We start from the raw sequence: 14098 nt of genomic DNA, 5'->3' as shown, positions 1-14098 counted from the left end.
CAGGAGTAAGCAAACATGGAACGCGATCAGGCCACCAAATTCATGCACGACCTGCTGCGGCTGATGCTGAACAAAAACGGTTCAGACTTATTCATCACAGCAGACTTTCCACCCGCTTTCAAAATCGACGGCAAAGTCACGCCGGTATCGAATCAGCCGCTGACGCCGGCCCATACGATTGATCTGGCCCGCGCCATCATGAATGACAAGCAGGCTGCCGAATTTGAAGCATCGAAAGAATGTAATTTCGCGATTAATCCTGCAGGCATGGGACGTTTCCGCGTGTCGGCATTCATGCAGCAGGGCCGCGTCGGTATGGTTCTGCGGACAATAACCACCGCCATTCCGAAATTCGAAGATCTGGGCTTGCCGGAAGGTCTGAAAGACGTCGCCATGACCAAGCGCGGTCTGGTGATCATGGTCGGTGCAACCGGCTCCGGTAAATCCACCACGCTGGCAGCGATGGTCGGTTTCCGTAACATGAACAGCTTCGGTCACATCATCACGATTGAAGATCCGATTGAATATGTGCACCCGCACGGCAATTGCATCGTTACCCAGCGTGAAGTCGGCATTGATACCGAAGACTGGGGCATTGCACTGAAAAACTCGCTGCGTCAGGCACCGGACGTGATTCAGATCGGTGAGATCCGCGATCGCGAAACCATGGACTTTGCGATTGCGTTTGCCGAAACCGGTCACTTGTGTCTGGCGACACTGCATGCGAACAGCTCGAATCAGGCGCTGGACCGTATCATCAACTTCTTCCCGGAAGAACGCCGCGCGCAATTGCTGATGGACTTATCGCTGAACTTAAAAGGCGTGATTTCTCAGCGTCTGATTCCGCTGAAAGGCCGTAAAGGTCGTGTTGCCGCAGTGGAAATCATGCTCAACAGTCCACTGATTTCTGACCTGATTTTCAAAGGTCAGGTGCATGAAATCAAAGAGATCATGAAGAAGTCGCGTGAGCTTGGTATGCAGACTTTTGACCAGGCGCTGTTCGATTTGCACGAACAGGATAAAATCACTTACGAAGATGCATTACGTAATGCGGATTCTGTTAATGAACTGCGTCTGGCAATCATGCTCAACGGTAAAGAAGCAAAATCGCGTGATCTGAGCGCCGGCACACAACATCTGGGAATTGTCTGATGCAAACGCTGGATTTCACCGTCAACGACCTGCAGGGTCGTCCGGTCGATTTAAAACAATATGCAGGAAAAGTCGTGCTGGTGGTCAATACCGCCAGCCGTTGCGGTTTTACGCCGCAATACGAAGGTCTGGAACGCCTGTACCAGACTTACCGCGATCAGGGACTGGTGGTACTGGGTTTCCCGTGCAATCAGTTCGGCCATCAGGAACCGGGCGAAGCAACGGAAATTGCGCAGTTCTGCGAACTGCGTTTCGGTGTCAGTTTTCCGCTGTTTGAAAAGATTGAGGTGAACGGTAAAGCCGCCCATCCGTTTTATCAGCAGTTAAAATCCGCTGCACCGGGCTTACTGGGCACCGAAGCGATCAAATGGAATTTCACCAAATTCCTGATCGACCGTCACGGCAAAGTCGTACGCCGTTACGCGCCGCAATCCAAACCGGAAGAACTGGAAAGCGCCATCCGTGAATTACTCGGACTGGGCATCTGAACCGGCATTTTCACCGGAACATGCTCATTGAAAAAGCGGCGCTCAGCCGCTTTTTTGTTTTCTCTCTTTGCGATCCTGAAAACCCGGCGTAAACAGCCCGAAAACCCCTGTTTTGCGGAGTTCTGCATAGCGATCCGGCGCTCGTCGGCAGAAAGTCCGGTGCTTGCAAAATGCCGGATGCGGCATTCTGCATAGTCCCTGTGTGTTGACGCTGCAAAGATGGCGTTCAGCCGGCGCTGGTGGCAGCAGACAGGCGGCGTTCCAGCAAGACGATCCAGTGCTCTACCGGTGTTTCGGTTCCTGATTGCAAATGGGCGATGCAGCCTATATTGGCGGAAACGATGCGGTCCGGCGTGGTGGCCTGCAAAGCGTTCAGTTTGCGGTCACGCAGGGTTTGCGCCAGCGAGGATTGCAAGATCGAATACGTCCCCGCAGAGCCGCAGCATAAGTGGCTGTCAGCACACAGGCTGACCTGAATGCCGTGCTGCGCCAGCAGGCGTTCGACTTTGCCACGGATTTTCTGACCGTGCTGCAGGGTACACGGCGGATGGAACATGATTTTTTCCTGATCTGCTGGCGCTGGTGCGAGTTTGCTCAGATCATCGGCGAAACCTTCCAGCACTTCGCTGATGTCTTTGCACAGCGCCGAAACCTGACGCGCTTTGGCGGCATACGCGGCATCATCCTGCAGCATATAACCGTAGTCACGCACGGTGACCCCGCAACCGGATGCAGTCATCACAATCGCTTCGGCACCGGCTTCAATCAGCGGCCACCAGGCATCGATGTTATTGCGCATATCCTGCAGCGCGGCTTCGGTCGCATTCAGATGATGATGAATCGCGCCGCAGCAACCTGCTTTCGGCGCAGTCACCAGTTGCACGCCGAGCTTATCCAGCAAACGTGCCGCGGCCGCATTGATTTCCGGCGACATCACCGGCTGCACGCAACCATCCAGCAGCAGCATAGTGCGCTGATGGGTACGCAATGCCTGTGCGCCGCCGGTTTGCGGCGCGGCGGCAGGTCGCAGTTTATTGCGTAATCCTGCCGGCAGCAGCGGACGCAGCAACATACCGGTACGGTAAGCCGGACGGAACAGCCACTGGCGTGTCAGCCCGGTTTGCAGGGTTTTGCGCAGTAATTGCTGCGCCGGTGAACGCCCGACGCGCTGCTCGACGATATGGCGGCCTATGTCCAGCAAGCGGCTGTAATGCACGCCGGACGGGCAAGTGCTTTCGCAGTTGCGGCAAGTCAGGCAGCGGTCCAGATGGGTTTGTGTCGCTTCGGTCGGCATCTTGCCTTCCAGCACTTGCTTGATCAGATAAATGCGGCCGCGCGGCCCGTCCAGCTCATCGCCGGTGACCTGATAGGTCGGACAGGTGGCGGTACAAAAACCGCAATGCACGCATTTACGCAAAATCTCGTCTGCTTCACGCCCTTCGCGGGTGGCCAGTAACGAGGCCAGCAAATTGGTTTGCATGACTCAGAGCTCCTTATACAGACGACCGGGATTCAGAATACGCTGCGGATCCAGCGCCTGTTTCAGACGCTGGTGTACCTGCATCAGTGCGGGTGACAAAGGGCTGAACACGTCATCACCGGCAGCAGCACCACGGAATGCGGTGGCATGACCACCGGCAGCTGCGCAGACTTCGCGTATTTTGTCGGCAGATTCTTCCGAGCGCAGCCAGCGTTGCGCCCCGCCCCACTCCCACAGGGTTTTGCCATTCAGCGCCAGCGCCGGTGCGGTGGCTGGCAGTGATAAGCGCCACAGAATATGGCTGCTGTCTTCCTGAAAATAGGCGTGGCTCTGATCGCGCAGCGAACGCCACCAGTTGCCTGCGTCACGCAATTCTTCGCCACCGCTGTGGCGCACCGCTTCGCGCACCGCGGCTTCTGCACCGGAAAAACGCACGATCAGGCGTCCCATATGCCAGCTGGCAGCGCTGACCGGCAAGGCGCGTCCGCACCACTGACTGACGGTGCGCAGCGCATCGGCTTCGCTCAGCATCAGCACACGGCTTTCTTCGGCAAACGGACGCGGCAACACTTTCAGCGATGCATGGGTAATCACACCCAGACAACCGAGCGAACCGGCCAGCACGCGTGATACATCGTAGCCAGCGACGTTTTTCATCACTTGCCCGCCGAATTCCAGTAGTTGTCCCTGCCCGTCGATGATGCCTGCACCGAGTACGAAATCGCGCACCGATCCGGCATACGGACGGCGCGGCCCCGCCAGCCCCGCAGCAATCGTACCGCCGACGGTGCTGTGTTCAGAAAAATGCGGCGGTTCAAACGCCAGCATCTGACCATGCTCTGCCAGCAGCGCTTCGATGTCGCGCAAGGGCGTGCCGGCGCAAGCAGTAATCACCAGTTCGGTCGGATCATAGGCCAGCACGCCTTGCCACGGGCGCATGTCCAGTGTTTCGCCTTCGACGGCGCGGCCATACCAGGCTTTTGAATTTCCGCCGCGTATCGCCAGTGGCTGACGGCTTGCTGCCGCATCGCGTATCTGTTCTGCCAGCGCAGAAAATTGTGGAGTGGTTTGCGTCATGTGCGGAATCATCCTCAGAAACGGGGCAGTTCAGGGAAACGTAACTGTCCCTGACGGACATGCAGGCGGCCGTATTCGGCGCAACGGTGCAGGGTCGGAATCGCTTTATCCGGATTCAGCAGCATCGCCGGATCGAATGCGCGTTTCACGGCAAAAAAAGTATCCAGTTCGCTGCGCGTGAACTGCACGCACATGGATTGAATTTTTTCGATACCGACACCGTGTTCACCGGTAATCGTGCCGCCGACTTCGACACACAATTCCAGAATCGCTGCGCCGAATTGCTCAGCACGTTCAAACTCACCCGGCTGGTTTGCATCAAACATAATCAGCGGATGCAGATTGCCGTCACCGGCGTGGAAGACATTGGCGCAACGCAGGCCGTAGGTTTTTTCCATCGCAGCGATACCAAGCAGCACTTCGCCGAGACGTTTGCGCGGGATGGTGCCATCCATGCAGTAATAATCGGGCGAAATCCGTCCGGCGGCCGGAAATGCATTTTTACGGCCAGACCAGAAACGCAGACGTTCATCTTCGGTCGCAGATACCGCAATCCGGCGCGCACCGGCATTGCGCAGCACTTCGCTCATGCGCGCGATTTCTTCTTCCACTTCCGCCGGTGTGCCATCGGATTCGCACAGCAGAATCGCTGCGGCTGCGGTGTCATAACCGGCCTGCACGAAGGGTTCCACCATTTGCGAAGAGGTCTGGTCCATCATTTCCAGACCAGCCGGAATAATGCCGGCGGCGATTACATCCGCCACCGCCTGTGCGCCCTGCACCACATCATCAAACGAGGCCATGATCACACGCGCCAGTTGCGGCTTCGGTACCAGTTTCACCGTGACTTCGGTGACGATGCCGAGCATGCCTTCCGAACCGATCACCAGTGGCAGCAAATCAAAACCGGGGCTGTCCAGCGCTTCGCTGCCGACTTCCAGCACCTCGCCTTCCATCGTCAGCAAACGCACACGCAGTACGTTGTGCAGCGTCAGACCGTATTTCAGGCAGTGCACGCCGCCGGAGTTTTCCGCGACATTGCCGCCGATAGTGCAGGCAATCTGGGATGAAGGATCAGGTGCGTAATACAAACCGTGTGGTGCCACCGCATCGGAAATCGCCAGATTGCGCACACCCGGCTGCACTTTTGCCGTTCTGGCATGCGCATCAATCGTCAGAATCCGGTTCAGTTTGGCGGTAGATAACACAATGCCCTGCGCCATCGGCATGGCGCCGCCGGACAAACCGGTACCGGCACCGCGCGGCACTACCGGCACATTAAAGCGACGGCAAATCTGCAATATCGCCAGAATCTGCGCTTCGTTTTCCGGCAGACAGACCAGCAACGGCAATTGCCGGTACGCAGTCAGTCCATCGCATTCATAAGGCCGGATTTCTTCTTCGCTGTGCAACAGCGCATGGGCTGGCAAGACTTGCGCCAGCGCCCGGACCAGAGTTTTCCGGTCGGCTGTCGCGACCGGATTCATATTGTGCTCTGCCATCGTCTCCTCACACCATCGCAGAAAATCAACAGCATCACGCATCCCCGCCGGGCGCTGTCTGTGCTGTCTGGAATGAAAGCAGTGTATCGGGGAATCAACAGCCTGAGATGAATTGTTTATCCGGATCGGATTGAATAGTTTTCAAGCGCAATAAACAACAACAGTGACAGCCTCTGCATGCGTAGCAACGCAGGTTGCGCGTTGTCAAAGCCCTGAAAATGCCTTGTACAGGCCAAAATGCGGTGTTCTGCACAGCGATCCGGCGGTCGTCGGCAGAAAGTCCGGCTCTCCGGAAATGGCAAACGCGGATAGCTGCATAATGACAGATGCCGGCACGCTGATGACGATGACCGGACGTTCTCACCGCCGGAAAGCAAAACAGCCCGGCGAACCGGGCTGTTTTGTGTAGCGGATGCTGCCTGAATTACACAGAGAACGAAGAACCGCAACCGCAGGTGGTGGTTGCATTCGGGTTCTTGATCACGAACTGTGCGCCTTCCAGATCATCTTTGTAATCGATTTCTGCGCCGACCAGATACTGGTAGCTCATGGAATCGATCAGCAATTGCACGCCGTTTTTGGTCATGGTGGTGTCGTCTTCATTGGTGATTTCATCGAATGTGAAACCATACTGGAAGCCGGAGCAACCGCCACCCTGTACGAAAACGCGCAGTTTCAGATCAGGATTGCCTTCTTCTTCAATCAGTTGCGCTACTTTGGCTGCCGCACTTTCAGTGAAGTTAATCGGTGCCGGCATTTCTGCTACTTCGCTCATTTCAAACTCCTGTTTTCGGTGAATAACGCCATTATAGACCTGCTCACCGGACTATGCATTCGAGGCCGCCAGTTTCAGCACCGGCTCTTCTTCCTGATCATGGGTTAAGGTACCGGACACCAGTGCACCGCTGAGCATTTCCAGCGCTTTGTAATGCACATCACCGGCGATTCGTGCTTTTGGCTGCAGTTCCAGTAACTCGGTGGAAATCACCGGCCCCTGAATCACGCCATTCACAATCAGATGTGCGGCACGAACCTCGCCTTCGACCACCGCCTGCTCGGAAATAATCAGCATGCTGGGCTGGGAAGGATCGGCAATCACATTGCCGCAGACGCGGCCATCAATGCGCAGGCCACCCTGAAAATGCAGATCGCCTTCTATGCGGATACCGGTGCCGATCAGACTGTCTATCGTATTACGTTTAGCTTTGCGACTGAACATTGCTTCTCCATGTCACGGTTAATGGGCCGGGCACCGGCAGCAACACCGCTCAGAAACTGACGGTGTGCTGCGCACGCTGCTGGCCACGTTCCAGAATCCGGATCTGCACTGATTTCAGCACGCTGCCTTCGGGTAGCGGGATGCTGCCCTCAACCCGCTGGTAATGACGGAAGGTCAGTTTCAGCGGTGGCGTTTCCGGGTTTTTCGTATCGGGGAGGGTGATCGTAACAGGTTTTCCGCCCTGCACCAAATTCAGCGAAAACTGGATTTCCCCCGAGAAATCACTGTTCGCTTTCGCGCCCTGCACGACCAGCGCTCGGTAACGCAATTGTCCCGGCACCGGCGTTTCCAGCTTCACATTCGGCAGCGAAATACCGTCAGCGCGGGTTCCGGCTTGTGCCAGTCCTTCAAAGAACGATAAATCGTCTTTCAGCTTCTGGTTTTCCGCGGTCAGACTGCGGACTTGCTCGGTCAGCTCTTTCTGCACCGATTTTTCGATGGTGGATTTGCTGTCTACCGTGCTGGCAGCACGCTGCAGTTTATCGCGTTCCGCCAGTAACTGATCACGCTGCTCGCGTAACTCACCGACTTCTTCCAGCGCAGCACCACCGGCAGCATAACGCTGCCCCAGATGGTAAGTCCAGCCAGCCAGTGCCGCTGCCGCTGCAACTGCAGCAGCAACCACCGCCCATTTGACCGCCCAGTGACGCTCGTGGGTGATCGTCATTTTCGGCGCCAGATAGCGCCGTTGCAGGAAGCGGCTGCGGCGCATGTTACGGCAGTACCGGTACGTGCTGCAGGCCGGTTTGCTCAGGCAAACCAAACATCAGGTTCATACATTGCACAGCCTGACCTGACGCGCCTTTCACCAGATTGTCCTGCACCACCAGCACAATCACATTTTTACCATTGCCCGGACGGTGCAGCGCCAGACGCAGCATATTGGATGCGCGGACAGAACGGGTTTCCGGATGGCTGCCGAATGGCATTACGTCGATGAATTCCTCATCTTTGTACGCATCTTCAAACAGTTGTTGCAGCGCTTCATTGCTGATATCGGTTTTCAGACGCGCATACAGCGTGGAGTGCATGCCGCGTATCATCGGAATCAGATGCGGTGTGAATTGCAGGCTGACCGGTTCAGATGTCAGTTTCTGCAGTTGTTCCACGGTTTCCGGTGTATGACGGTGCGCAGACACGCCATAGGCCTTCATGGTGTCACTGGCTTCGGAGAACAGGATACCGATTTCCGCTTTACGGCCGGCACCGGACACGCCGGACTTGCAGTCGGCGATCAGGCTGTCGGCTTCGATCAGCCCCGCGCGCAACAACGGCGCATAGCCAATCTGCATAGTGGTTGGATAGCAACCCGGATTACCGATCACACGCGCATTGCGAATCGCAGCGCGGTTCAGTTCCGGCAAACCGTACACCGCTTCTGCCAGCACATCGTGGCAGGTATGCGGAATGCCGTACCATTTTTCAAACTGCGCAACATCTTTGAGGCGGAAGTCTGCTGCCAGATCGATTACTTTCACACCGGCTGCGAGTAATTCCTGCGCCTGCGCCATCGCCACACCATGCGGTGTCGCAAAGAACACCACATCACATTCGGTCAGATTCGCTTTGTCCGGCGCGGAAAACGCCAGATCCACTTTGCCGCGCAGCGACGGATACATGTCAGCGACTTTCACGCCGTCTTCTTTACGCGACGTAATCGCTGTCAGTTGCACTTCAGGATGCAGCGCCAGAATACGCAGCAATTCGACGCCGGTATAACCGGTTCCGCCAACAATACCAACTTTAATCATGGGTTTTCCTTGCAAGAAACAATGTGCTTTATTCTAACAGCAGTCTGTGACAGACAATCCAGCGCCAGAAAAAAGCCGATAAAAAAAGCCGCCTGAAAAGGCGGCTTTTTTGTACCACAAGCGGAAATAAATTAACGCTTGGAGAATTGTTTTGCGCGACGTGCTTTGCGCAGACCAACTTTTTTACGCTCAACTTCACGTGCATCGCGGGTAACGAAACCTGCTTTGGACAGTTCTGGTTTCAGCGCTGCATCGTAGTCGATCAGGGCACGTGTGATACCGTGACGAACGGCACCAGCCTGGCCGGATTCACCACCACCGTGAACGTTAACCATGATATCGAATTTTTCGATATTGCCGGTCAGTTCCAGAGGTTGACGAATAACCATCAGACCTGTTACGCGGGAGAAGTATTCGTTGGCTGGTTTGCCGTTAACAACGATCTTGCCACTGCCAGCTTTCAGGAATACACGCGCTACTGCGCTCTTACGACGGCCAGTACCGTAGTTGTAGTTACCGATCATGGCTTATCCTTAGATTTCGAGAACTTTAGGTTGCTGTGCAGCATGCGGATGAGTTGCATCAGCATACACTTTCAGCTTCTTGATCATTGCGTAGCCGAGTGGGCCTTTTGGCAACATGCCTTTAACAGCTTTTTCCAGGGCGCGGCCTGGGAAGCGTTGTTGCATTTTTTGGAAGCTGGTTTCATAGATACCGCCTGGGTAACCAGTGTGACGGTAGTATGTTTTGTTCTGTGCTTTAGTGCCAGTCACGCGCAGTTTAGCTGCGTTAACAACAACGATGAAATCACCGGTGTCGACGTGTGGAGTAAATTCTGGCTTGTGCTTACCACGCAGACGGAGTGCTACTTCGCTGGCAACACGTCCGAGTACTTTGTCTGTCGCGTCAATCACGAACCAGTCACGCTGAACCTCATGGCCCTTAGCGGAAAAGGTTTTCATGTTGAATCCTAATCAAATAAATAAGCCCTTTTGTGGTGGTTCTGCATCACTTCCTGCAGACTCTCCCTTATATTTCCCGTTCGGGCGGATCGGGAATCGGAAATTATAGGGTTTTCAAAGACTTAGTGCAAGAACTGTTTAATTTTTAGGCAGAATATTTTGACGGGCAAATGTCGCGGGCAAAAAAAAGCCTGAAGTCTGTGCTTCAGGCTTGAATCCACCAAAGGAGTAGGTGGAGGAGACAACTGCAAAGTCAGTCACATCAGTAACTAACTCACGAGTCAATAATAGACAATCCTATTGTGCAGCGCAAGATAAAATGCGCCTCAGGAAAGGAGGACTTCCTCTAAATCCTGCGGATTAGGATATGATTGCCCGCAGACGAAATTTTATTTATGAGGTCAACATGGAAACTACAGTACGCTGGACCGGTAACGGTGGCATGTCTTTTATTGCAGAAACCGGCTCAGGCCATGCAGTTATTATGGATGGCGCTCCGGAAGGCGGCGGCAAAAATCTGGGCCCGCGCCCGATGGAAATGGTATTACTGGGAACCGGCGGTTGTACCGCCTATGACGTAGTGCTGATATTGCAGCGCGGCAAACAGGATGTGCGCGGCTGCGATGTGAAGCTGACAGCGGAACGTGCCGAAACAGAGCCAAAAGTGTTTACCAACATTCACTTTCACTTCACGGTACGTGGTCGTAATCTAAAGGAAGCAACGGTAGAACGTGCAATTAAACTGTCACACGAAAAATACTGCTCTGCTTCGATCATGCTGGCAAAAACTGCCAGCATGACGCACAGCTTTGAAATTATTGATGACCTGACCCTGCCGTCCGTGCACGATCAACAGGCCTGATATTACTGCTCCGTTCCGGGCTGCCCAAACAAATCGGTGTAGCTCGGGTAATAACTCAGGTAACGAAGACAGGTAATCACTGCGAGCAACGGCAAAATCAAAACGCCGATCAGCGCGGATTTGCCGAGTATCAGCATCAGCACCTCAATAAACATGACAGGCAGCATTCCGGCAAGCATCGCCATACTTGCGCCATACACCAAAAATGCACGCCAGTTACGTGAAGTTGCATAAAAACTGAAATACATCGCTTTAATCAGCGGAAGATTTTTCCACATCACCAGCGGTGCGGCATACCAGGTCAGCATCAGTACCGGCAGCATTGCAACCATGCCCCACAAGGCCCCCGTCAGCAACTCCTGCGTATCGAGCAATTTCGGATCAATTTTATCCTGTGCTGTCAGCACCATTTCCCAACCGTTTTCACCAGGCAGCGTAGCAATCCACAAAGCAATCATCAGTGAAATACCATAGATTGCACCCAGCGTTGTCAGGCGACGCAGCGACGGTGAGTAGAATCCGGAAATCAGCGTTTGCGACGTGACCTTCTGCCCCTTCGCTGTCTGGTGTGCCGCCTCCATGAACCCCATATTAAAAACGGGAGTCAGCAACAACGGCAATACCGGACCTATATACGGCGGAATACTGAGGACAACCATCGCCAGAAGATACAAAAAAAACAATAACATCAATTGCGTCGGCTGCTGACGAAAAAGTCGTATCGCCTCTGAAAACCATTGCCAGCCTGCGCTTGCGGATAATACTTTCATGCAGAAAAATAAGGTAAAGGTGGAACCGGCCCGGTTTCACGCAGACGTAAAATGCGTTCAAAATGACCGGGATCATGCGGCGTCAGCATTTCAGCTTCGCGCGGCATATAAAAATCGTACAAACGGGATAACCAGAACCTGAGCGCTCCTGCCCGCAGCATTGCTTGCCAGACCAGTGCTTCCGGCTCAGTGAATGGCCTGACAGAGTGATACGCATTCAGCAAAGCAAGTGTGCGTGCATCATCCAGCGCCCCACTCTCGATATCAATACACCAGTCATTGACGGTCACTGCGACATCGAAAATCCAGGTATCACAGCCAGCAAAATAAAAATCAAAGAATCCTGTCAGCCGTTCGCCGTCAAACATGACATTATTCCGGAACAAATCCGCATGTACAGGACCATTCGGCAAACCACGGTACAAAGGTGATGCTTCCAGTGCATCCTGAAAATGCACTTCGGCTTTCAGCAAATGCTGTTTTTCGGCATCCAGAAACGGCAAAACATCCGGCACGGTGGCGTGACGCCATTCTGCCGCACGCAGATTTTTTTGTCTGATCGAAAAGTCAGCTGCTGCCAGATGCATCTTCGCAAGCATGGCACCAACCTCTGCACAATGCACCGGAAGCGGTGACATCTGCGAGCTGCCCTCCAGTTTACTGACGATCGCAGCGGGCTTTCCATGCAATGCAGTCACCAGCTCACCTTGCTGATTACAAACAGGGTCAGGCACCAGCACCCCGCGACTGGCAAGGTGTTTCATCAGTTTCAGATAAAACGGCAGTTGCTCAAAGCTTAGATTTTCAAAAATCGTCAGGACATACTCACCACTTTCAGTCGTGATGAAAAAATTACTGTTCTCGATACCTGATGAAATACCGCGAACCGCACTAACTTGCCCAAGAGAAAACTGTTTGATCCATTCCTGTAAATCATCCAGCGTAACGGATGTAAATACTGCCATTCTTGCCTCTGATTACTTGGTTTGGGTTTGACTGGCGGTTGCCGGCTTGGCGGCAGGTTCTGGTGGCGTCGCATCTTTCACATCAGCCGGACGCGCAGACTTACCACCGAACTCCAGAATTTTCCACTGTGCCGGGCGGTTTCCTTGTCCCTGAACCGTACCTGCAGGCGCGTTGCCAACCTCAGGATCCGCTTTCAGTGTGTAGCTGGTATTACCGGTTTTCACTTCAACTTCAGTTACTTTGCCGGCATTGTTACGTTTTTCGGTGATTTTTTTATTTTCCTGTTTGCCGAACGAAGGATTTTTTTCCGGTTTCACGGAAGGACCTTCCTCGAGTTTTTCTATACGAGGTGGTGGAGGCACATCAGTCTTCACCGAAGATGCCGAAGTTTGTGCAATGACTTGCGTGCTCAGGCACAGACTCGCAATAAACCCTGCCAGATAAACAGCTTTCATGATTATTCCCGCATTATCAACTCAATGATCTGATTGTAACAAACCTGCGTCAGAACACATCTTTCTGACTGAAAATAAAAAAAGAGCAGCGAAACGCTGCTCTTTTTCATTCAACAGATCGGGCAACCGATTAGAAACGGTGCTGGATACCTGCTGTCAGTTCGTTCACTTTCTGACCATTCACGCCACCAAACTGTGTACCAACGATGTTGGATTTAGACTCTTGCGTGGAGTATGCATAAGCAGTGTACAAATCTGTACGTTTAGACAGGCCGTGTACGTAACCGATGTTGAACTGTTTTGCACCTTTGTCGCCAGACTCGTTCACTTTTGTGAAGCCAGCCAGTACTTTACCAGTTGCAGTTACTGGTACGGAAACAGCCAGGGTAAATGCCTTGCGATCCGTGCCATTATCAGCCTTTTGTTTTTGATAGATCACAACTGGCTTAGCAACACCGAAATCATAAGCAGCAGCCAAAGTGTGAGCGGATGGATTGAAAGCTACCGCTGCATTGTCTTTCGCGTAGTTGTAGCCAACTTCCAGTGCATCGACTTTGTAGTTTACTGTCAGACCAACCGAACGCTCACCGGAATTATCGCCAGCTTTTTCACCAGCTGCGTAAGAAACGTTAGCAGTGAAACCGCTCAGATCGGTTGTGTTGTAGAAAATCGCGTTACTTACACGACCATTGGTGTCTTGTGCAGTTTTACCTGCAACAAAGTACAGAGCGCGAGTACCGTTACCATTGTTAACGAGAGCGGAACCAAACGGATCGTATTTATCAAAGAATTTCAGAGTTGTTGTTTTGTCGCGGCCGATATTGATCGAACCGAAGTCGCCAGACAAACCAACCAGAGTTGTACGACCGAAAGTACGACCACCTTGATCGGATGCGCCAGTATCCATCAGAACGCCTTGCTCCAGAACGAAGTTAGCTTTCAGACCGCCACCCAGATCTTCAGTACCTTTGAAGCCCAGACGGGAACCGCCTTCCTGGCCACTGGTTACTTTTGCAGTTTTGGAACTACCGGTACTTGTACCTTGAACACCAACGTCTGCCACACCGTAGATAGTTACGGAAGATTGAGCAAAAGCTGCGCCGGAGAATGCACCCAGCAGAGAGAGCGCGAGGATCGATTTTTTCATTTGTCTAATATCCTAAGATAAAGTTAATTTTTGTGCACAGAGGAGATCTGATTTCACAAAAAAGAAAGTTGCAGGTTCTTTTTACAGCTGTGAACCAAATTGATTCAACGTCAAACGCCACATTACCTGCTGAAAATGACTGTTTGATGAATTCAAACCGCTACTTCAACGAAGTAACCTGAATGCGTTGCAATAAGCAAACACTTT

General features: G+C 53.3%; 16 protein-coding genes. 3 read left to right on the top strand and 13 right to left on the bottom strand.

Annotated features, from left to right (window positions below; all coding sequences use genetic code 11):
- Window positions 1–15 precede the first annotated feature (15 nt).
- Together IE092_RS13020 and IE092_RS13015 are read left to right on the top strand one after the other, a co-directional pair.
- Entirely contained in the window at window positions 16–1152 is a 1137-nt protein-coding gene (locus tag IE092_RS13020) for a PilT/PilU family type 4a pilus ATPase (RefSeq protein ID WP_189357625.1), read from the top strand.
- Entirely contained in the window at window positions 1152–1640 is a 489-nt protein-coding gene (locus IE092_RS13015) for a glutathione peroxidase (RefSeq protein WP_189357624.1), read from the top strand. Before IE092_RS13020 ends, IE092_RS13015 begins: the two co-directional genes overlap by 1 nt.
- 226 nt (window positions 1641–1866) lie before the next feature.
- On the opposite strand, the gene glcF is transcribed toward IE092_RS13015, so the two are convergent.
- The 9 genes from glcF to rplM all read right to left on the bottom strand — a co-directional run bounded on the left by glcF (window position 1867) and on the right by rplM (window position 9691).
- Window positions 1867–3120, bottom strand: coding sequence for a glycolate oxidase subunit GlcF (gene glcF / locus IE092_RS13010; protein ID WP_189357623.1), 1254 nt, complete (start codon window positions 3118–3120; stop codon window positions 1867–1869).
- 3 nt (window positions 3121–3123) lie between these two features.
- Window positions 3124–4197: a glycolate oxidase subunit GlcE gene (gene glcE / locus IE092_RS13005; RefSeq protein ID WP_189357622.1), complete on the bottom strand. Its 1074-nt coding sequence runs from the start codon at window positions 4195–4197 to the stop codon at window positions 3124–3126.
- Between the two features lie 14 nt (window positions 4198–4211).
- Complete coding sequence (locus IE092_RS13000; RefSeq protein ID WP_373295334.1) at window positions 4212–5699, bottom strand: FAD-linked oxidase C-terminal domain-containing protein; 1488 nt, start codon at window positions 5697–5699, stop codon at window positions 4212–4214.
- Window positions 5700–6123: 424 nt separating this feature from the next.
- Complete coding sequence (erpA, locus tag IE092_RS12995; RefSeq protein ID WP_189357621.1) at window positions 6124–6474, bottom strand: iron-sulfur cluster insertion protein ErpA; 351 nt, start codon at window positions 6472–6474, stop codon at window positions 6124–6126.
- A 51-nt stretch (window positions 6475–6525) separates the two neighbouring features.
- On the bottom strand, window positions 6526–6918 hold the full coding sequence (locus tag IE092_RS12990) for a bactofilin family protein (protein WP_189357620.1): 393 nt from the start codon (window positions 6916–6918) through the stop codon (window positions 6526–6528).
- 49 nt (window positions 6919–6967) lie between these two features.
- Window positions 6968–7690, bottom strand: a complete 723-nt coding sequence (locus tag IE092_RS12985) for a DUF6776 family protein (protein ID WP_189357619.1) — start codon at window positions 7688–7690, stop codon at window positions 6968–6970.
- A gap of 1 nt (window position 7691) precedes the next feature.
- A complete protein-coding gene (gene argC / locus IE092_RS12980) occupies window positions 7692–8729 on the bottom strand; it encodes an N-acetyl-gamma-glutamyl-phosphate reductase (RefSeq protein ID WP_189357618.1) in 1038 nt (345 codons plus the stop codon).
- A gap of 131 nt (window positions 8730–8860) precedes the next feature.
- The gene (rpsI, locus tag IE092_RS12975) at window positions 8861–9253 is read right to left on the bottom strand and encodes a 30S ribosomal protein S9 (RefSeq protein ID WP_189357617.1); all 393 of its coding nucleotides are present in this window, start codon (window positions 9251–9253) and stop codon (window positions 8861–8863) included.
- Between the two features lie 9 nt (window positions 9254–9262).
- Window positions 9263–9691, bottom strand: coding sequence for a 50S ribosomal protein L13 (gene rplM / locus IE092_RS12970; protein WP_189357616.1), 429 nt, complete (start codon window positions 9689–9691; stop codon window positions 9263–9265).
- Between the two features lie 406 nt (window positions 9692–10097).
- On the opposite strand from rplM, the gene IE092_RS12965 reads away from it, so the two are divergent.
- Complete coding sequence (locus IE092_RS12965) at window positions 10098–10553, top strand: OsmC family protein (protein ID WP_189357615.1); 456 nt, start codon at window positions 10098–10100, stop codon at window positions 10551–10553.
- Between the two features lie 2 nt (window positions 10554–10555).
- Here IE092_RS12965 and IE092_RS12960 read toward each other — a convergent pair whose 3' ends face one another.
- From IE092_RS12960 to IE092_RS12945, 4 genes are all read right to left on the bottom strand, one after another.
- Window positions 10556–11323: a BPSS1780 family membrane protein gene (locus IE092_RS12960; RefSeq protein WP_268249281.1), complete on the bottom strand. Its 768-nt coding sequence runs from the start codon at window positions 11321–11323 to the stop codon at window positions 10556–10558.
- The gene (locus IE092_RS12955) at window positions 11320–12288 is read right to left on the bottom strand and encodes a homoserine kinase (protein WP_189357613.1); all 969 of its coding nucleotides are present in this window, start codon (window positions 12286–12288) and stop codon (window positions 11320–11322) included. The genes IE092_RS12960 and IE092_RS12955 overlap by 4 nt, the downstream gene beginning before the upstream one ends.
- Window positions 12289–12300: 12 nt before the next feature.
- Window positions 12301–12744 carry a hypothetical protein gene (locus IE092_RS12950; protein ID WP_189357612.1) on the bottom strand — a complete coding sequence of 148 codons (444 nt, stop codon included), beginning with the start codon at window positions 12742–12744 and terminating at the stop codon, window positions 12301–12303.
- Between the two features lie 130 nt (window positions 12745–12874).
- A complete protein-coding gene (locus IE092_RS12945; RefSeq protein WP_189357611.1) occupies window positions 12875–13891 on the bottom strand; it encodes a porin in 1017 nt (338 codons plus the stop codon).
- Window positions 13892–14098 lie beyond the last annotated feature (207 nt).

Source organism: Cognatundibacterium squillarum, assembly GCF_014652435.1.
In the GTDB taxonomy this organism is placed as follows: domain Bacteria; phylum Pseudomonadota; class Gammaproteobacteria; order Burkholderiales; family Burkholderiaceae_D; genus Undibacterium; species Undibacterium squillarum.
Note: the sequence above shows the minus strand (reverse complement) of the source record. Positions and strands in the feature narration are given on the sequence as shown.